Annotated in this window: 12 protein-coding genes; 9 read left to right on the top strand and 3 right to left on the bottom strand. The window is 44.4% G+C overall.

Annotation, left to right across the window (positions count from 1 at the left end; translation table 11 throughout):
* Positions 1 to 195: 195 nt before the first annotated feature.
* From hrpA to M301_RS08410, 7 genes are all read left to right on the top strand, one after another.
* Positions 196 to 4,164, top strand: coding sequence for an ATP-dependent RNA helicase HrpA (gene hrpA, locus M301_RS08440; protein ID WP_041359971.1), 3,969 nt, complete (start codon positions 196 to 198; stop codon positions 4,162 to 4,164).
* Between the two features lie 23 nt (positions 4,165 to 4,187).
* Complete coding sequence (locus M301_RS08435) at positions 4,188 to 5,099, top strand: hypothetical protein (protein WP_013148346.1); 912 nt, start codon at positions 4,188 to 4,190, stop codon at positions 5,097 to 5,099.
* 119 nt (positions 5,100 to 5,218) lie between these two features.
* The gene (locus M301_RS08430) at positions 5,219 to 7,897 is read left to right on the top strand and encodes a bifunctional acetate--CoA ligase family protein/GNAT family N-acetyltransferase (protein ID WP_013148345.1); all 2,679 of its coding nucleotides are present in this window, start codon (positions 5,219 to 5,221) and stop codon (positions 7,895 to 7,897) included.
* A gap of 3 nt (positions 7,898 to 7,900) precedes the next feature.
* Positions 7,901 to 8,824, top strand: coding sequence for a histone deacetylase family protein (locus M301_RS08425; protein ID WP_013148344.1), 924 nt, complete (start codon positions 7,901 to 7,903; stop codon positions 8,822 to 8,824).
* Between the two features lie 101 nt (positions 8,825 to 8,925).
* Positions 8,926 to 9,318 (top strand): peptide-methionine (R)-S-oxide reductase MsrB, encoded by a 393-nt coding sequence (gene msrB, locus M301_RS08420; RefSeq protein WP_013148343.1) that lies wholly within the window; start codon positions 8,926 to 8,928, stop codon positions 9,316 to 9,318.
* Between the two features lie 183 nt (positions 9,319 to 9,501).
* Positions 9,502 to 11,613, top strand: coding sequence for a 5-histidylcysteine sulfoxide synthase (ovoA, locus tag M301_RS08415; protein ID WP_013148342.1), 2,112 nt, complete (start codon positions 9,502 to 9,504; stop codon positions 11,611 to 11,613).
* Complete coding sequence (locus M301_RS08410) at positions 11,610 to 12,806, top strand: MalY/PatB family protein (protein ID WP_013148341.1); 1,197 nt, start codon at positions 11,610 to 11,612, stop codon at positions 12,804 to 12,806. The genes ovoA and M301_RS08410 overlap by 4 nt, the downstream gene beginning before the upstream one ends.
* Before the next feature lie 20 nt (positions 12,807 to 12,826).
* On the opposite strand, the gene ccoG is transcribed toward M301_RS08410, so the two are convergent.
* The 3 genes from ccoG to M301_RS08395 all read right to left on the bottom strand — a co-directional run bounded on the left by ccoG (position 12,827) and on the right by M301_RS08395 (position 16,988).
* A complete protein-coding gene (gene ccoG, locus M301_RS08405; RefSeq protein ID WP_013148340.1) occupies positions 12,827 to 14,275 on the bottom strand; it encodes a cytochrome c oxidase accessory protein CcoG in 1,449 nt (482 codons plus the stop codon).
* A gap of 241 nt (positions 14,276 to 14,516) precedes the next feature.
* Complete coding sequence (locus tag M301_RS08400) at positions 14,517 to 15,935, bottom strand: aminotransferase-like domain-containing protein (protein WP_013148339.1); 1,419 nt, start codon at positions 15,933 to 15,935, stop codon at positions 14,517 to 14,519.
* 21 nt (positions 15,936 to 15,956) lie between these two features.
* Complete coding sequence (locus tag M301_RS08395) at positions 15,957 to 16,988, bottom strand: CobW family GTP-binding protein (protein WP_041359970.1); 1,032 nt, start codon at positions 16,986 to 16,988, stop codon at positions 15,957 to 15,959.
* A gap of 107 nt (positions 16,989 to 17,095) precedes the next feature.
* Between M301_RS08395 and M301_RS08390 the strand changes: the two genes are divergently transcribed.
* Together M301_RS08390 and M301_RS08385 are read left to right on the top strand one after the other, a co-directional pair.
* A complete protein-coding gene (locus tag M301_RS08390; RefSeq protein WP_013148337.1) occupies positions 17,096 to 19,099 on the top strand; it encodes a ribonuclease catalytic domain-containing protein in 2,004 nt (667 codons plus the stop codon).
* Positions 19,099 to 19,917 carry a polyamine aminopropyltransferase gene (locus M301_RS08385; protein ID WP_013148336.1) on the top strand — a complete coding sequence of 273 codons (819 nt, stop codon included), beginning with the start codon at positions 19,099 to 19,101 and terminating at the stop codon, positions 19,915 to 19,917. Before M301_RS08390 ends, M301_RS08385 begins: the two co-directional genes overlap by 1 nt.
* Positions 19,918 to 19,947: the final 30 nt, after the last annotated feature.

The raw sequence follows: 19,947 nt of genomic DNA, 5'->3' as shown, positions 1-19,947 counted from the left end.
ATGCGGGGTAATTGTACATAAGACAAGTAGGGTGGGTAACTTGTTACCCACGTTTCACCAACACTAAAACAATATGTTGAGCAAAGCTATATCGCTAGCGTGTTAAAATATCGGTCTATGAATGTGAATAAACCTGCAAGCCCAATTCCTGCTATATCAAACTCAGCCAACTTAGCGACCGCTTTGCTAAGCTGCATGTTGGCTGATCGCCATGCTCTTCGTCGTAAGTTGCGTGATGCGGCAGATTTACAAAAGCTAAAAGATGAAAAATCTGTGGCTAAAGCACAGCGCTTGCTAGGTGAAGTTGCGCAAAAAGTTCGTACATCTCAGCAGAAGTTTGCCTCTCGATTAGCTGGTTTGCCTAAGCCAGAATACCCACTTGAGCTACCAGTCAGCGGTAAAAAAGATGAAATCGCGGCGGCTATCACCAATAACCAAGTGGTGATTATTTGCGGTGAAACGGGTTCTGGAAAAACCACACAAATACCTAAAATCTGTCTTGAGCTTGGTCGTGGTGTGGCGGGTTTGATTGGACATACGCAGCCACGCCGTATTGCTGCGCGTTCAGTGGCATCACGTATTGCGCAAGAGCTACAAAGTCCGTTGGGTGAAGTGGTGGGTTATAAAGTGCGCTTCAACGATAAACTTTCCGAATCAAGTTATATCAAGTTGATGACGGATGGTATTTTGTTGGCGGAAACGCAAGGCGATAAATTCCTTAATGCTTATGACACCATTATTATCGATGAGGCGCATGAGCGCAGTTTGAACATTGACTTTTTGCTGGGTTACCTCAAGCAGTTATTGCCAAAGCGTCCGGATTTAAAAATTATTGTGACTTCCGCAACGATTGATGCAGAGCGTTTTTCAAATCACTTTGTAGGCGCTCCAATCATCGAGGTTTCAGGTCGTACTTATCCTGTTGAGATTCGTTATCGTCCATTAGGCAAAGCGGGATTCCGCGCTAGAGAAATCGCTGAAACAGAAAATTCACAGTTTGATTTAGAAGATGAAACTATCTTTGGAATTGCTAGAAAAGCCAAAACAGAAGCGCGTTGGCTTGAGGAGGATGACGAAGAAGAAGCTATAGAAGAGGCGATATTAGATGCGGCGGATGATTTGCTACGTCAAGGTGATGGCGATATTTTAGTGTTTCTGCCAGGTGAGCGTGAAATTCGCGATGTTGCTGACCATTTACGTAAATATCAAGGACGTTCAGCGAAGTTAAAGCATATTGAGGTGCTGCCTTTATTTGCACGTTTAAGCATAGAAGATCAGCAAAAAATATTCAAAAGCCATAGTTCACGCCGTATTGTATTGGCAACTAACGTGGCAGAAACGTCGCTCACGGTTCCAGGTATTAAGTATGTGATTGATGCAGGGCTAGCGCGGATGAACCGTTACAGCACACGTGCCAAAGTTGAGCAGTTGCAAATCGAAAAGATTAGCCAAGCCGCTGCAAAACAGAGGGCAGGTCGTTGCGGACGGGTTTCAAGCGGCATTTGCGTGCGTTTGTATTCGGAAGAAGACTTTAATGGTCGCCCAGAGTTTACCGAACCTGAAATTCTGCGTAGCTCGCTAGCGAGCGTGATTTTGCGCATGGCGGCATTGCGATTGGGTGACGTAACGGAGTTTCCGTTTATCGAAGCGCCATCATCAAGGTTGGTGAGTGATGGTTACCTGTTATTACAGGAATTAGGCGCGGTAGATGCTAAGCGCCAAATTACAGAAATCGGCTTGCAGCTTGCACGCTTACCTTTAGATCCACGAGTGGGACGCATGATTTTAGCCGCTAAGCGTGAAGGCTGCTTGAACGAGATATTGATTATAGCCAGCGTGTTGAGCATTCAAGACCCGCGTGAGCGCCCAATGGATAAACGTGAAGCAGCGGATAATGCCCACGCCAAGTTTGCAGGTGAAGGTTCAGATTTTATGAGCTACCTTAAGCTTTGGGACTTTTTTGATAACGCGTTGAAAACCAAAAAATCGAACAAGGATTTGCTAAACCAGTGCCATAGCAATTTCTTATCATTTTTACGCTTAAAAGAATGGCGTGAGTTGCATAGCCAAATCAAGCAAATTACCGACGAAATGGAATTTAAATGCAACGAAAAAGAAGCTAATTTTGAGCAGATACATAAAGCCTTATTAGCTGGTTTACTGGGTAATATCGGTTTTAAAGATGGTGATAACGATGCTTATTCAGGTGCACGTGGTATTCGTTTTTATGTTGCCCCCGGTTCTTGCCTCAAAAAGACTCGTCCAAAATGGGTGATTGCTGCGGAGTTGGTAGATACCTCTAAGCTTTATGCGCGTTGCGTGGCAAAGATAGAGCCTGATTGGATTGAGCCGTTAGCGCGAGGTTTAACAGAAAGCCAATATTCTGATCCGCGTTGGGATAGAAAAATGGGTATGGTCAATGCGTGGGAGCGCGTTTCGCTGTATGGCTTAACGATTATTCCTAAGCGACGCGTGCATTACGGGCCAATCAATCCTAAAGAGGCGCGCGAAATATTCATTCGCGAAGCGTTGGCAAGTGGTGAATTTGATACCAGAGCTGCATTTTTCACTGCAAATGAACGCTTAATCGCTGAAGTTGAAGAGTTGGAACATAAGGCACGTCGGCAAGATGTGCTAGTAGATGAGCATCAGTTGTTTGCCTTTTATGACGCAAAGATTCCTGCTGATATTTTTCAGGCAGCAACTTTTGAAAAGTGGCGTGAAGCCGCTGAAAAAGAAAACCCAAGGTTGCTGTATCTGACTCGTGATGACTTGATGCGTCATGGTGCAGATGCCATTACTGCTGTGCAGTTTCCTGAAATGATTATGTTGGATGGCGTTGAAACGCACCTGAAATATCGCTTCGAGCCAGGTCACGTGTTGGATGGCGTCACGGCGACTATACCGTTGGCTTTGTTGAATCAGCTTAATCCAACGCAAACTGAGTGGTTAGTTCCCGGCATGCTGCGTGAAAAGCTGACTTATTTAATTAAAGCATTGCCTAAAACTTTCCGCCGCGTTTGCGTGCCTGTACCTGAGTTTGTCACGGTATTTTTAGATCAGAATAAGGTGGGTGAAGGTGTAATTAAACAGATTCTTGCAGCGCATATTCAACGTGTGACTACGCTAAAAATCTCAGTAGAAGATTGGACTGAAGAAACGCCAGCTCACTTACTGATGAACTTTAGTGTTGTCGATGATGCAGGTCGTGAACTTGCTATGGGGCGCGATTGGAATGCACTTAAAAAACAATTAGGTTCAGCTGCGCAACTCACTTTTAGAAATACTTCACCAGACATTGAAAAAACGGGTCTAAAGCAATGGGATTTTGGTGATTTACCGCAAACCTTAAGTTTTGAGCGTGATGGTTTAAAGGTGGTGGGATATCCTGCACTAGAAGATGATATTGATAGCGTTTCTGTGAAGCTTTTTGATACTGAGCGCGAGGCGGCTGTAAATCTACGTAAAGGTATTTGCCGATTAATTCGTTTTGAGTTAAAAGAACAAATGAAGCAGCTTGAAAAAAGCCTGCCAAATTTTAATCAATACGCCTTAACACTTAGAAACATAATGTCGCCAGAAGATTTACGTGAAGATATGATTACTGCCATTGCCGACCGCGCCTTTATTGGTGAAGACGAGTTGCCGCGCACTAATGCTGAGTTTATGAAGTTGAAACAACGCGCCAGAACACGTCTACCAGCCGTTAGCGAGGCGATAGCAAGGCAAGCGCAGGCGATTGCCACTGAATATCAACTGCTTACAGTGAAGCAAGGTCAAATGACGACCACAGCCAATCGATTAAAACGCGACTTGGATCAACAAGTCGGACAACTGGTTTACAAGGGTTGTTTTAGCCAAACGCCGTGGGAGCATTTGCAGCATGTGCCTCGTTACCTAAAAGCTTTGCGTTTGCGCATTGAAAAGCATCCTGCGAATCCAGACCGTGATGGAAAAAATGCAGGTAGCGTGGGTGTACTTTGGCAAAAGTGGCAAGATAAAGTGAATGCGCTGCATCAGGCTAATCAGAATATTCCACAAGATTTGCAGAATTACCGCTGGTTGATAGAAGAGTTGCGCGTTTCCTTATTTGCACAAGAACTTAAAACGCCATTTCCAGTGTCGATTAAGCGCTTAGAAAAAACATGGGCGGACATGCGCTAATTAGCGTTTGCCCGTAGTCAACCATGGAAATTAATCAAACTACTCCACTCGATAAAGCTGTAAATCAGTTTGACGAATTCTTGCTTAAGCCGCGTGGCGATAAGCTGATTCGTATTAATATTAGTCGTAACACACTGATTGCGATTATCTTTTCGCTATTGGTGCATGGGCTGCTTTTAATCGTGATGTTGCCAAAAATTGATTTTGATAACGCGGCTTCACCACAGCCAACGGCATTGGAAGTGAGTTTGGCGCCACCACCTCTGCCTAAAGTTGAAATTCTTGAACCAACTCCTGTAAAACCAGAGCCTGAAGTTAAAAAGTCGCCACCAAAAGTCATTACACGAAAACCTAGTAAAAATACAAAACCATCCACGTTCTCCGTGCCTGATGTAATTGCGACAAAACAACCAACACCAGAACCGACGCCACCTAAAGAGGTTAAGCCAAATGACGCGCCAACTGATATGGCTTCTTACGTTAAGGCGCAGCAAGCAAAGCGTAATGCTATGGAAGCGGATGCGGCAAGACAAAATGCAGAAGCCGTAGCGCGCGAAGTTGGTCCTAGCCAAGAAAAAGTCAGAGATGACAGAATTAAAAGTAATTTAAAAGTTGGTACTAATGGCATTTTTGAAATTACTAATTTAAGTGGGCGGCATGCGGCTTTTGCATTTAAGGGTTGGACTAATGATTACAGCAGCGCAAAGCGTGAATCATTTGAAGTTGAAGCGGGCACTGGGCAGGACGTTAGATTAGTGATGATTAAGAAAATGATCTCTTTGATTCGCCGACACTATGATGGCGATTTTAACTGGGAGTCTCAACGCTTGGGTCGAGAGGTAGTGAAATCTGCCCGTCCAGAAGATAGTGCAGAACTGGAAGAGTTTATGATGATGGAGTTTTTTGGCACTAACTATAAGAACACGCCTTATTAGCGCTTTCTACATAAAAGCGCGCTTCATATTTTAAATCTAGTGTTTATTGAGCTATATCATATTAAAGTGTTTGCAATGCGCTAACATAACAATCAAGCCATTAACTGCAAAGTAAAACCATGAGTCAGCATCATCTCAAGCCCTTGTTTGCTCCTAAATCGGTAGCCGTGTTTGGGGCGAGTGACCGCGTAGATTCTGTGGGGCAAGTGGTGTTTCAAAATATGTTGCAAAGTGGTTACCAAGGTAAGCTTTACGCAATCAATCCCAAACATAGCACTGTGCAGGGTTATAAGGCTTATGCATCCATTACTGAAATTACCGAGCCTGTAGAGTTGGTGGTCATTGCCACACCGGCTCAGTCTGTGCCAGATATTATCGAAGCTTGCGGACTTAATAAGGTGAAAGTCGCCATTATTATTAGTGCAGGCTTTGGCGAAGCCGGTGCAGCAGGCAAGTTGCTGGAACAGTCTGTACTAGAAAAAGCTCATCACTATGGTATTCGTCTAATAGGTCCAAATTGCCTTGGTGTGATGTGTCCTGATATTGGCTTGAATGCGACCTTTAATAAAGGTAACGCTATTGCAGGTAATATCGCCTTTATTTCTCAATCTGGCGCGCTGTGTACGGCGATTTTAGATTGGGCAAACGCGAACGATGTTGGCTTTTCCAATGTAGTTTCTATGGGTGCTTCAGTCGACGTAGATTTTGGCGAAATCCTCGATTATTTAATTTCAGATACCAAGACGCGTAGCATTTTGCTATATATCGAAGGTATACACGATGCACGCGGCTTTATGAGTTCTATTCGAGCTGCTGCGCGTATTAAACCGGTGATTCTGGTAAAAGTAGGGCGTCATCCAGCTGCTTCTAAGGCTGCTATTTCACATACTTCCGCGATTGTTGGTTCTGATGATGCATTTGATGCAGCAGTTCGTCGCGCGGGCGTCGTACGCGTGCAAACCATTACACAGTTATTCGCCGCCGCTAAGGCACTTTCATGCGGCTTTGATCCAACAGGCAACCGATTGGCAATTGTGACGAATGGCGGCGGTCCTGGCGTGATGGCAACTGATTACGCGATTGATTTAGGCCTAGAGATTGCCGCATTATCAGATGTGACCATTCAAGTACTTAATCAGGCACTGCCAACAACATGGTCGCATGGTAATCCGATTGATATTATTGGTGATGCGCAAGTGGATAGATATGAATGTGCGGTCAAAGCCTGTTTAGAAGACCCCAACGTAGATGGCGTACTCACCATTTTGACGCCGCAGGCCATGACTAAACCGCTAGAAGTGGCGAACGCGATGATTGCCTTGAGCCACCAATATAAAAAGCCTTTGCTAGCCTCATGGATGGGCGAAGCGCAAGTGAGCGAATCGCGTGCTGCATTTAATCGCACCAAGATGCCTAGTTTCCGTAACCCTGAGTCTGCGGTGGATGTGTTTTTATTTCTTTCTGCCTATCATAAAAACCAGAAGCTTTTGATGCAAATGCCGGGGCCAATCTCTCACCATTTGGCGCCAGATGTTGAGAGTGCGCGCATGATTATCGAGGGTGCTTTGCAAGAAAAACGTAAAATTTTGGGTGAGATGGAATCTAAAGCCTTGCTGTCGGCGTTTCATATTCCTGTGGCGCACACCATGGTGGCGCGCTCTCCCAATGAAGCATTATTGATTGCGCAGCAATTAGGTTTCCCAGTAGCGATGAAAATCAACTCGCCCGATATTACACATAAATCTGATGTGGGTGGCGTGGTGCTTAATTTAGCTAATGCGCAAGAAATCCGCTCTGCATATCACTCCATTATTGAGAATGTTAAAAGTAAACGCCCCAATGCGCATATCAACGGCATTTCTATTCAGCCTATGATTGTCAAACCAAATGGTCGTGAACTGATGGTTGGCGTGACTAACGACCCTGTATTTGGTCCTATTATTACCTTTGGCGCAGGCGGTACAACCGTTGAAATTATTGCTGACCGCTCGGTAGCGCTTCCACCTTTGAATAATTTCTTGGTGAAAGATCTAATTAATAATACACACGTGGCAAAAATGCTAGGCACATTCAGAAATATGCCACCCGTCAATATGGAAGCGCTAGAGAGTGTGATGTTACGTGTTTCTGAAATGGTGTGTGAGCTGCCAATGTTAATGGAAATGGATATCAATCCGTTGATATTAGATGAAAATGGCGTGTTGGCTGCCGATGCTCGCATTATGGTAGAAGTCCGTCCACCAAGCGCCGATCGTTATGCACATATGGCGATTTACCCTTACCCGACTCACTTAGTCACCAACTGGCAGCTTGCAGACGGTACTGATGTGGTGATTCGCCCCATACGTCCAGAAGACGTGTGGCTAGTACAAGATTTCGTGAAAAATCTATCGGAAGAAGCACGCTACTTTAGATTTATGAAAAGCGTAGAGCAGCTCAGTGAAACATTATTGGTGCGCTTTACCCAAATCGATTACAGTCGTGAGATGGCGCTCATTGCAGTAAGAAATGAAAATGACAAAGAAATCGAGCTAGGCGTCACGCGCTATGCCATTAACCCAGATGGTGAAAGTTGCGAGTTTGCCTTAGTAGTCGCTGATAGCATGCGCGGCACTGGTTTAGGCCATAAACTGATGACGGCATTGATGGATATTGCCCGCACCAAAGGCTTAAGTCGTATTGAGGGTGAAGTGCTCAAGAATAACGTCAGCATGTTAAAACTGATGAAGCGCTTGGGGTTTACTGCTACGGTGAACCCTGACGATAGCAGCATTAAGAATGTGTATATAGATTTATAAGTGATGCAAACCGCTTACATCACGCATCCAGAGTTTCTTAAACATGACATGGGTCCAGACCACCCCGAATGTCCTGCACGCATTCATGCGATTCAAGATCAGCTGATTGCATCGGGCTTGTTTGATTACCTTGATCATTATGAAGCACCAAAAGTCAGCAGAGAGATATTGGCTTTGGCGCACACCGAAGAATACATCGATTGGGTGTTTAGCCAGTCGCCAGATTCAGGGCTGGTAGATCTTGATGGTGACACGATGATGAATCCGTACACCTTAGACGCAGCTTTGTACGCCACTGGCGCAGTGGTTCAGGGTGTTGACTTAGTCATGGCGGGCAATGTTAGTAACGCATTTTGCAACGTTCGCCCACCAGGCCACCATGCTAAACGTGGTGGTGCATCTGGATTTTGCATTTTTAACAATGTGGCGGTGGCGGCTGCTTATGCTCTTGAGCATCATGGCTTAGAGCGCATAGCTATTGCCGATTTTGACGTGCATCACGGCGACGGCACCGAAGATATTTTTCATGATGATCCACGCGTGATGATGTGCTCAACCTTTCAGCACCCTTATTATCCATACAGCGGTGCCGATAGCGGTAACGAGCATATGATTAACATACCACTTGCGGCAGGCAGCACAGGCGAGCAGTTTCGTGAAGCTGTTACAGAACATTGGCTACCAGCTTTAGAACGCTTTCAGCCACAGATGCTTTTAATTTCAGCGGGTTTTGATGCTCACTGGGAAGACGATATGAGCGATATACGTCTACATGAAAAAGACTACTTATGGGTCACAGAAGCGTTAAAAGGCGTAGCTAAACGTCATGCGAATAATCGCATAGTCTCCGCACTTGAGGGTGGATACGCTTTGCATGCTTTAGGGCGTTGTGTGATGACACATGTTAAAAGTTTGAGTGATCTTTAGTCGCTACTTAATGCTAATTCATGGTTGAGATTGAACCTAACGCTTAACGCGATGCCGTATATCAGTGTATGCTTACGGCGTTAAAATTAGATCGGATTTATATGAAAAAAATCATCAAAACTGAGTCGGAGTGGCAAAATCAGCTTACACCACTTCAATATGAAGTCACACGCCATGCGGCGACTGAGCGGCCTTTCACTGGTCAATATGCAGATCATAACGAAGCTGGCATTTATACATGCGTATGTTGCAATACGCCGCTTTTTGAGTCGGATACCAAATTCGATGCAGGGTGTGGCTGGCCTAGCTACTTTAAAGCACTTAATCCTGAAAACGTGCGTGAACTAAAAGATAGCACTCATGGAATGATACGCACGGAAGTCATTTGCAATGTGTGCGATGCGCATCTTGGCCATGTGTTTCCAGACGGGCCTCCACCCACAGGTTTACGTTATTGCATTAATTCTGCATCGTTGAGTTTTGAGCCTAAATAGGTTTTATCTTAGATGTTTTAGCTAATCGCTATTTGAACTTTTAGTATAGCAAGTACCCTAAGCCTGTATAAAAATAGCAGCTTACCAAAACAGTGGTTCACTAAGATACCAGTTTATTAGGTTGGCTGCATACTCAGCTTAAATTAAGCTAAACTTCTCTAAAACGATCACTTAATAATAAACATGACCCAATCCTTATTTGCAAGAACACCAGTTTTGAATGGCAACGATGCTGTCACTACACGTAAAGAGTTTCTTGAGTATTTTCTCTCCACGTTCAATCGCTATGAGTTGCTGTTTGAAACCTTGGTGAATGAAGACTCGTACCAAGTAAAGCCTATAGCTTTACGTCATCCGTTGATTTTTTATTTTGGTCACACTGCGACTTTTTTCCTAAACAAATTGCTTTTAGCAGGTTTGTTGAAGGAACGTGTTAATCCGAGGCTTGAGTCAATGTTCGCAGTAGGTGTGGACGAGATGAGTTGGGATGATCTGAACGATGCTAACTATGATTGGCCAACCTCCGCCGAGGTTAAGCATTACCGCCACCAAGTGCGTGATGCGATAATCAACCTAATTCAAACCGCGCCGCTTACTTTGCCTATTGATTGGAATCATCCGTGGTGGGTGATTATCATGGGCATTGAGCATGAACGTATTCATCTTGAAACCTCGTCTGTGCTGATTCGTCAGCAAGCGCTTGAGTTAGTGCAGCCACATGCTGCTTGGCAAGCTTGCACTCGCTCTGGCGATGCGCCGCAGAACGATTTGGTTACGATCCCAGCTGGTAAGGTAGCTCTCGATAAAAAAGAGAGCGCTGCTGAATATGGCTGGGATAACGAATATGGCTTGCATGAAGCGGATGTCGCCGAGTTTCAGGCGAGCCGATATTTGGTGAGTAATGCTGAATTTTTAGAGTTTGTCACTGAGGGTGGCTATGCGCAAGAGGAGTTTTGGGCTGAAGAGGGGTTAAAGTGGAGACGCTATACACTGGCGGCTCATCCTACCTTTTGGCTGCGCAAAGGCGAAGTGTGGTGGCTGCGCCTGATGATCGAAGAAGTGGCTATGCCTTGGGATTGGCCAGTAGAGGTCAATTATCACGAAGCCAAAGCATTTTGTAACTGGAAAGCACAGAAAACTGGCCTGACTTTGCGTCTACCTAGCGAGGATGAGTGGTATCGTTTGTGTGATTTTGCAAGCGTTGCTGAAGTGAAAAATGGTGAAATTGCCGCTTCTAATATTCATCTAGACCATGCCGCGTCGACATGCCCAGTCACAGATTTTCGTCATGGTGAACTCTTTGATGTGACTGGTAATGTTTGGCAATGGACAGAAACGCCTATTTATCCGTTCAGCGGCTTTAAGGTTCATCCTTTGTATGATGACTTCACTACACCGACCTTTGATGGCAGACACAATCTTATCAAAGGTGGTTCATGGATTTCTTGTGGCAACGAGGCATTACACAGTGCGCGCTATGCATTCCGACGCCATTTCTTTCAGCATGCTGGCTTTCGGTATGTGGTTGCCGATGAACTAGCAAGCGTGCCAGCCTCGCATTATGAAACCGATAAACTTATTTCAGAGTACGCTGAGTTTCACTATGGTGACAGCTTTTTCGGGATAGCGAATTTCACTAAAAGCCTTGCTGATATTGCGATTAGCGCAATGAAAGATAAGCCTGCGCGCAAAGCTTTAGATCTGGGTTGCGCATCAGGGCGCGCAACATTTGAGTTGGCACGACATTTCGAACATGTTGAGGGCGTTGATTTTTCAGTGCGTCTGATTGAGTCTGGTGTGCAAATGGCTGAAAAAGGTGAGTTGCACTATACATTAGTCGATGAAGGTCAGTTGGTCAGTTACAAGACTCGTACCTTGGCAAGTTTAGGGTTAGGTAACTTAAAAGGCAAAGTAGAATTTTCGCAAGGTGATGCCTGTAATCTCAAGCCGATATTAAGTAACTACGACTTGATATTGGCTGCAAACTTGATTGATAGGCTTTATAGCCCAAAGAAATTCCTTTCGCACGTACATGAGCGTTTGAATATTGGTGGAATCCTGCTGATTGCCTCACCCTATACTTGGTTGGAAGAGCACACCAAGCGCGAGGAGTGGATAGGCGGCTTCAAGAAAGACGCTGAGAATTTCACTACGCTTGATGGTTTGAAAGAGCAGCTTAGCGCACACTTTCGCCTGATTGCAGAGCCTGTGGACGTGCCTTTTGTGATTCGCGAAACTAAACGAAAATTCCAGCATTCGCTTTCCGAAGTCACCCTTTGGGAGCGCATCTCTTGAGTTTTGATTTCGATAAAATCATAACGCGAGATGGTACTGCGTCGGTAAAACAAGATGGACGAGCTGCCTACTTTGGTACAGCAGATATCTTGCCGTTATGGGTGGCTGATATGGATTTTGCTGCGCCAGAAGCAGTCACGAAAGCGCTTACACAGCGCGCCGAACATCCAGTATATGGCTATACTTTTTACCCAGAAAGTATGTATGGCGCGCTAATAGATTGGCTCAAGAAACGCCACGGATGGACAGTTGAGCGCGACTGGATTGTAATGGCGCCAGGTGTTGTGACTTCATTATTTGCCAGCGTGATGGCGTTTGCAGAGTCAGGTGAGGGGGTCATCGTGCAGCCGCCAGTCTATGCACCGTTTTTCACTGCAGTGACGACCAACCAGCGTCGCTTGATTGAAAACCCATTGATGTCAGTGGATGGTGTTTACTATATAGACTTTGAGCACCTAGAGCGTTGCGCGGCAGATGGAGCAAAAATGCTGCTATTTTGCTCACCACATAACCCAGTAGGGCGGGTGTGGAGCAAAGCCGAGCTAGAGCAGCTATTAGCCATCACACGCCGTTACGATATAACGATATTATCTGATGAGATTCATGCCGACTTAATTTATCCAGATTTAAAGCATACTGAAAATCCTGTTGGTGAACAGCACACCACCTTAGCAATGCTAGCGAGCGAGAGCGATAAAATCATCACTGCGGTCGCGCCAAGTAAAACATTTAATATTCCTGGGCTTGGTTTATCCGCGATGATTGTACCAAACCCCGCACAGCGAACTGCCTTAAAGAAAGTGTTTGATAGCCTGCATTTGAGTAATACCAACCCGTTCAGTATTGCGGCTTTTGAGGCTGCATACCGTGGTGGGGAAGCTTGGTTAGATGCGCTACTGATTTATCTGCGTGATAACCGTGATTTTGTGAGTAACTATCTCAAAAAGAATATTCCCAATATACGACTAATCCAGCCTCAGGGTTCATACCTGCTATGGCTAGATTGTCGTGATTTAAAAATGACAGATTTACAACTAGAAGCTTTTTTTATGAAAGAAGCCAGAGTTGGACTTAATCCCGGTAAGTCCTTTGGCAAAGGCGGCAGTGGCTTTATGCGACTTAACATTGCATCGCCACGCAGTGTGATTGCAGACGCGTTAAACCGCATTGCAACCCCACTTAATTCACGCTAGTACTTTAAACGCTAGTTATACTAACGCGGCATCAGGAATGTTGATTTTTCTGAGATTTGCTCATCACGGCCAAGCGCTTCAATTTTAAACATGATTTTATGTGAACCGCTGCTGACTGAGCCATCAGGTATTTGCAAGCTGATAGGTACCATGCGCTCACTGGCTGCGTTCACCATAAATGCATCGCCGGAAGAGATAGATAAGCCATCTAAACCCTCGACTGAAACGCGATAGGTTTGAGTCTCTTCGGTAGCGTTGGTAATCTGTAATCGATAGACGTTTTCAATTGCACCATCCGAGGTGATGCGTGACATCACACCGCGATCTCGAATCACATCGACCATAAATGAGCTGCGTAAACTCAGTGACACCACAAAGCCCACGCATAGCAACAGCAATAAGCCGCCGTATATTAAGACTCTAGGACGTAAGATTTTATGGGCAACTTCTTGCGTTGCGCTAGTTTCATGTTTATCGTTGAGTGTTACCTCACTTAAACCTGCACTGTTGAGTGTGGAGAATTTAATTAAACCGCGTGGATAATCCATTTTATCCATGACGCTATCGCATGCGTCAATACACAAGCCACAGCTAATACACTCATATTGCAAGCCATCGCGAATATCAATTCCCACTGGGCAAACCTGCACGCAGAAGCTACAATCAATGCAATCGCCTAAACCTTTTTCTTTTGCATCTACATTGCGCGAACGGCCACTGCGCGGCTCGCCACGCTTTTCATCGTAGGTGACGATTAAGGTGTCTTTATCAAACATTACACCTTGAAAACGCGCATAAGGGCACATATGTAAACACACTTGTTCACGCAAGAAGCCTGCATTGCCGTAGGTGGCTAATCCATAAAAACTTATCCAGAAAGTTTCCCAAGGGCCCAAACTGAAATTAAATATGCCATCAAACAGATGACGAATTGGCGTGAAATAGCCTAAAAAGGTAAACCCTGTCCAAATAGAAAAACTAATCCAGATGGCATGTTTAATCCATTTTTTATAATGCGTTTTTACGGTGACCTTTTTGCTGTCTAGCTTAATACGTGTGGCACGGTCACCTTCAACTCTATATTCAATCCAGAGAAATATTTTGGTATAGACAGATTGCGGACACGAAAAACCACACCAAAGACGACCTGCAACCGTAGTAAATAGAAAGAGTGCCAATGCGGAAATAATTAAGATAACGGCAAGATAAATTAGATCTTGCGGATAAAGTATCAAACCGAAAATGTAAAACTTATGGGTATCAATATCGAGCAAAACCGCTTGTCTTTGCCCAAACTCAAGCCATGGCGTGCCATAAAATATTAACTGGGTAATCCACACCATAATCCATCGCCAATTGGTAAAGTAACCAGAAGTGGCTCTTGGGTAGATTTTGTTCTGTGCTGCAAACATGGAAGTGTGCACTGCAATAGGAATTACTTTTTTTGGTGTCTTTTGACTAACCGTCATTTTTACATCTCACTGGCAATAAACTATTTCAATTTGGGGTATTTAATGGCTAACTAAACTTACTGCAATCAAACCATGCATTTTCTGAATTAAACAGGTTTTATATGAAGCCAGTTTAGTTACTGTACAGAATAAGGTATTGCAGTGAATTAAAACAGAAGCAGATAGCTAAATAAAAAGCATATCAGTTGATGTCAACACATGTTTTGACCATATAAAAAGAGGCTGGCATAGCATTATTTTATCGCATTAAATCCGAGACTATTTTACCAAGTTTCTCTAAGGAAGACTCGATGTTTTCATTCCAAATATGCCCATAATTTAATCTCATGTAATCAGTAAAACCTCTTTGGGCTGAAAATATAGGCCCCGGAGCGATGCTGATGCCGTTTGCTAGTGCGACACGATGAACATCCAGCGCGTTTACAGCATCAGGTAACTTTACCCATAAAAAGTAGCCACCTTGAGGTTTGGTTAAGCGCGTGCCTTCTGGAAAGTATCTCTGAATAGCGTCTATAAATTTGATTTGATTCACTAAAAGAGTGTGACGAAGGTTACGCAAATGCTTATCGTAGCCGCCTTTTTGCAGATATTTTCCTAAGGCAAGCTGCGCTGGTGCTGATGCCGATAAAGTCGTCGTTAGTTTTAGCCGTTCTATTATTTTAGAGTATCGACCGGGTGCGACCCAACCTACGCGATAGCCGGGCGCCAAGCATTTTGAGAATGAGGAGCAATGCATCACCAAGCCATCAGTATCAAATGCTTTTGCAGGCATGGGGCGCTTATCGCCGAAATACAATTCACCATATACATCGTCCTCAATCAATGGTACTTGGTGTTGAGTTAACAACTCGACGAGTGCTTTCTTTTTCTCATTACCCAGTAAGCTGCCCAACGGGTTCTGGAAATTCGTCATTAACCAGCATGCTTTAGGTTTATGGCGCTCTAGTGCCCATTCCATTGCATCAAGATCTACTCCATCTTTAGGATGGCTAGGGACCTCAACCGCCTTAAGTCCAATGCGCTCGATGGACTGTAAAGCCGCATAAAAAGTAGGCGACTCAATCAGCACCGTATCTCCCGGCCGCGTCACCGCCATCAGGCAAAGATTTAAGGCTTCAAGGGCGCCATTGGTAATCACAATCTCGTCAGATGGTACATGCAAACCATCAATCATGTAGCGCAAGGCAATCTGCCGTCTCAGATCAGCGTCGCCTGGACTCAAGTTATCTACGCTACTCCAAGGATCCATGACTTGTATGCTTGAAGCCATCGTTCGTGCTAGATTACTTAAAGGAAACAACAATGGGCTAGGGAATGCTGAGCCAAGCGGAACAACTTTTTTCATTCTCGTTGATTCCAGCACTTCAAATACGAGTTCGCTCACATCAACTTGAGTCAGTTCTTCATGCTTAACCAAAATAGGCTCAGGCGATGCGGGAATTCCACCAGCGCCACCTGTAACAAAATATCCTGAACGTTCGCGCGCAGTAATCAAGCCTCTAGCTTCTAGTAAGTAATAGGCCTGAAACACGGTAGACGGACTAATATTACGGCTGGAACTTGCTTGTCTAACAGAGGGTAGTTTGTCGCCTTTACACAGCACTCCTTCTTGAATTGACAGGGCAATAGAGTTAGCTAGTTGTTCGTAAAGTTTCATTATGGAAGGTTAGGCGATGGCTTAAAACTGCATTAATGCTTTTCTAATTTCCAGTTCGTCTAAATCCTTACCAATAATCACAATTCGTGAAAGTGGTTCGTCTTCGGTCCAGCCTTCAAGCAAGGTGGGTGGGTAGGGGGTGAAATGCACGGCATGAATAGCTAGCGGTGCAGATTGGTCAGCCGCATGGATAATACCTTTCAGGCGTAATAAATTTTTACCGTATTTTTGGCAAAAAGATAATAAATGCGGTTTGAGTTGCGACCAGTTAAGCGGGCTGGGCATGATGACAGTGAAACTTGTAATGTCATCATTGTGAGTTTTTTGCGGCAATGTGCCTTTAGGTTGCGCTTGTTTAATTGGCGCTCGAAGCCAACGCTGTGGTTCAGGATGTTTAGTCGCTAAGTCAAATAAACCCACATCCACTACAAAAGCGGGGTCTAGCTCGCCATGCGCAATTTTATGTTGTGTTGCTCCGGGATTGATAGTGATAAGTTTTTCTTTAAGCGCGTTGATTTGCTCGGCGCTAGCTAAATCTGTTTTAGTCAGCACTAACACATCTGCCACGGCGGCTTGCTTTAAGGCTTCGGTATTTTCTTCAATTTGCTGTAAGCCATAAATACTGTCTATGGTCACGACGACTGCATCTAGGCGATACACAGACTCAATTACAGGTTCATTCATTAAGTTGGCAAGTATCGGACCTGGATCGGCCATGCCTGTGGTTTCGATAATCAGCCGATTAAATTGCGGAATAGCTTGCAGAGCGCGCTTAAAAAACAAGTCGCGCATGGTATCTGCTAACTCGTTTTTTAGCGTGCAGCATAGGCAGCCTGAGCTAAGCAGTACAGTGTTATCGGTAATATGCTCATTTTCAATATTCTGCGCTAAGTTGCTATTGGCAAAAATCTGGTCTAAGCCTGCGTCACCTAATTCATTGATAATAATCGCGGTATCGCGCATATCAGGGTGATGCAGTAGTTTATTCAGTAAGGTAGTTTTGCCACTGCCTAAAAAGCCAGTGAGTAGAGTGACGGGTATGCGTTTATCCATGTCCATATTTTAAATGCAACAAAGCGAATTAGCTAATACATAAAGCGAAATCTCTAATACAAGGTAAAATGTCACTAATTTAGTTAGAACAACGCATATAAGCATTTATGAACGTATTTTTTGAAGAAGACGGCAGTTTTAAAATTGCCTCCATCATGACCGAAACGCAAGGCGCTTTGCAGGTGGAATCCGTTAGTGGCAAGCGCACCAAAGTGAAAGCCAGTAATGTATTGATGCGTTTTGAAACGCCTTTAGCTGGCTTTATGGAAGCTGCTAATACAGAGGCTGAAACGCTAGAGTTAGATTTTTTATGGGAGTGTTGCGGCGAAACTGAGTTTGGTTTTGAAGAGTTTTCCGCTGATTATTATGGCCGTAAACCGACGCCAGTTGAGGCTGCGGCAATTGCGATTAAGCTGCACAGTGCGCCAGTGTATTTCAACCGTAAAGGTAAAGGGCGCTATAAAGCGGCCCCTGCCGAAATACTGAAGGCTGCACTGGCTGGACTTGAGAAAAAGCGCTTATTAGCCGAAAAGATGGCAGCTTTTGTAGAAGATTTAAAATCTCACAAAATGCCCGAAGAGCTGATGCAGAAGCGCGATATGTTGCTTTATGAGCCAGATAAAAATGCTTTTGAGTACAAAACATTAGATGCTGCTGCGAGTGCATTGCACTTAAGTCATCTCAAGTTAATGCATATCTGTGGCGCAATTCCATCTGTGCACGACTATCACTTAGGTGCTTTTTTACGCGAATACTTTGCTAAGGGAACAGATTTCACCCCTGAACAAATAGCAGAGATTGCTAGTGATATAACTTTTGATTTGCCATTGGCTGATGCTGAAGCCTTTAGTATCGATGACAGCACTACTACAGAAATTGACGATGCGTTTTCAATTAAACAATTAGCCAATGGTATCACTCGCGTTGGTATTCATATTGCTGCGCCCGCTTTAGGTATTGCTGTTGATAGCACACTGGATAAAGAGGTCATGCAGCGTTTATCTACCGTGTACATGCCCGGCAACAAGATTACAATGCTGCCAGAAACCGCTATTCGACCATTCAGTTTAGATGCTGGGCAAATTAAACCAGTTTTATCTTTGTACTTGCATGTGAATGAAGCGCTAGAAATTATTCAACGTGATAGCAAAGTTGAGTTGATTAAAGTAGCTGAAAATCTACGCCACGATAGATTAGAGCCGTTTTTTAATGAAAACACATTAGAGGCTGACAGCGGACATCCCTATTGGGCTAGGTTGCTGTATTTATTTGACTTAGCAGTTTCATTAGAAAAATCTCGCGGTAAATACGACCCAACAAAACCACCCCAAGTTGACTATAACTTTTATGTAACAGATGACAAAGTCAGCATCGTTGGCCGCCATCGTGGTTCGCCTATGGACAAGTTAGTGGCTGAGTTAATGATAGAGGCTAACAATCAGTGGGGCGCCTTATTGGCATCGCATGAAGTGCCAGGTTTGTATCGTGCGCAAATGGGCGGTCGAGTGTATATGACCACCAAGGCCGAGCCGCATCAAGGCTTAGGTGTAGCGCAATATGCTTGGAGCACGTCGCCTTTGCGCCGTGCGGTGGATTTAATTAATCAACGCCAAATTATCAGTGTCGTGCAAAACAATCAGCCTGTTTATCCACAGAATAGCGACGCACTCACAACACATATGCGCAATTTTGAGCTAACTTACAAGGCATATAGCGAGTTCCAAACGCGTATGGAGAGATATTGGTGCTTGCAGTATTTGATTCAGGAAGGCTTTTTAGAAGAAAACAAGCAAGAGATTCATGCGACCGTTTGGCGCGAGAATCTAGTGCGTTTAGATCATATGCCTTACATGACTAAAGTTTACGGCTTGCCTGAACTTAAACCTGGCACGCGTGTGAGTTTGCAAGTACAAGAAGTTGATACGCTGATGTTGGATCTGCGTACTAAATTTGTAAAAGTGCTAGAAGAGGCCGCAGCGCCTGTGGATTTTGATGATGCAGATATCGAAGCTTTGGATAGTTTAGACTCAGCTACTCTCGATATGAATACTCCTGATTCAAATAACAGCGAAGCTACTCCAGATGACACGGTTGAGGTTGAGGCTGCATAATGTTTCGTGTCGCTAAACATTTAATGCGCAATTTCACCAATACTAGCGCAGCAGACGAAACGGTTTATGTGAGCGAAACTGATGGCGTGCGCTCATTGCATTTAGGCTCAGTCACCATACAAAGCGCTATGCGCATACGTGACCCGTTTGCGTTGGAGCTCACATATACACGTGGCATTATGTGCTTTTTACTGTTTAGGACTAATGTTAAAGATATGCTTACCATCGGCTTGGGTGGCGGATCTGTCGCAAAGTATGTGCACAAACATTGCCAAGGTATTAAAAGTACTATTGTTGAGATCAATCCTAAAGTCATTCAAATGGCACGTAATCAATTTTTTGTGCCAGAAAATGGTGACTATTTTGATGTGATTGAGGGCGATGGCTTGCAGTATTTGGCTGAGCATATTCATACCACTGATGTATTGCTGATTGACGCGTTTGATAGCAACGGTATTCCACCAGATTTTTGCAGCCAAGATTTTTTTGATCAATGTTCAGCAACTTTAAAAGGTGACGGGATATTTGTAATCAATCTATGGGGCAGCGATAAGAATTTTGATATTTATTTGCAGCGCATAGAGCAAAGTTTTGAGCAAAAGGTGTTGATGATGCGTACTGGAAAACCTGGCAATATCGTCGTGTTCGGCTTTAATAAAGCCCCGAGTAATCTGAATGTAGCCAGTCTGCAAGAGCGTGCAAAAGCGCTTGAAGCGCAGCACCAAATAGAGTTTTCTGATTTCATCGATAAACTATGCAACGATAATCAGGTGTACCAAAAAAGGCTGATGCTCAGAGGCGATGCTGGTAGCAATTAAGCATTACCATAGTCTCGATAGGCAGCTAAC

The organism is Methylotenera versatilis 301, assembly GCF_000093025.1.
GTDB classification, from domain to species: Bacteria; Pseudomonadota; Gammaproteobacteria; order Burkholderiales; family Methylophilaceae; genus Methylotenera; species Methylotenera versatilis.
The sequence above is the reverse complement of the archived record's forward strand: the minus strand, read 5'-3'. Positions and strand labels throughout refer to the sequence as shown.

Excerpts from the sequence above, each read along its gene's own strand:
- hrpA (WP_041359971.1), top strand. The coding sequence starts at position 196 with ATGTTGGCTGATCGCCATGCTCTTCGTCGTAAGTTGCGTGATGCGGCA.
- M301_RS08435 (WP_013148346.1), top strand. The coding sequence starts at position 4,188 with ATGGAAATTAATCAAACTACTCCACTCGATAAAGCTGTAAATCAGTTT.
- M301_RS08430 (WP_013148345.1), top strand. The coding sequence starts at position 5,219 with ATGAGTCAGCATCATCTCAAGCCCTTGTTTGCTCCTAAATCGGTAGCC.
- M301_RS08425 (WP_013148344.1), top strand. The coding sequence starts at position 7,901 with ATGCAAACCGCTTACATCACGCATCCAGAGTTTCTTAAACATGACATG.
- msrB (WP_013148343.1), top strand. The coding sequence starts at position 8,926 with ATGAAAAAAATCATCAAAACTGAGTCGGAGTGGCAAAATCAGCTTACA.
- ovoA (WP_013148342.1), top strand. The coding sequence starts at position 9,502 with ATGACCCAATCCTTATTTGCAAGAACACCAGTTTTGAATGGCAACGAT.
- ccoG (WP_013148340.1), bottom strand. The coding sequence starts at position 14,275 with ATGACGGTTAGTCAAAAGACACCAAAAAAAGTAATTCCTATTGCAGTG.
- M301_RS08400 (WP_013148339.1), bottom strand. The coding sequence starts at position 15,935 with ATGAAACTTTACGAACAACTAGCTAACTCTATTGCCCTGTCAATTCAA.
- M301_RS08395 (WP_041359970.1), bottom strand. The coding sequence starts at position 16,988 with ATGGATAAACGCATACCCGTCACTCTACTCACTGGCTTTTTAGGCAGT.
- M301_RS08390 (WP_013148337.1), top strand. The coding sequence starts at position 17,096 with ATGAACGTATTTTTTGAAGAAGACGGCAGTTTTAAAATTGCCTCCATC.
- M301_RS08385 (WP_013148336.1), top strand. The coding sequence starts at position 19,099 with ATGTTTCGTGTCGCTAAACATTTAATGCGCAATTTCACCAATACTAGC.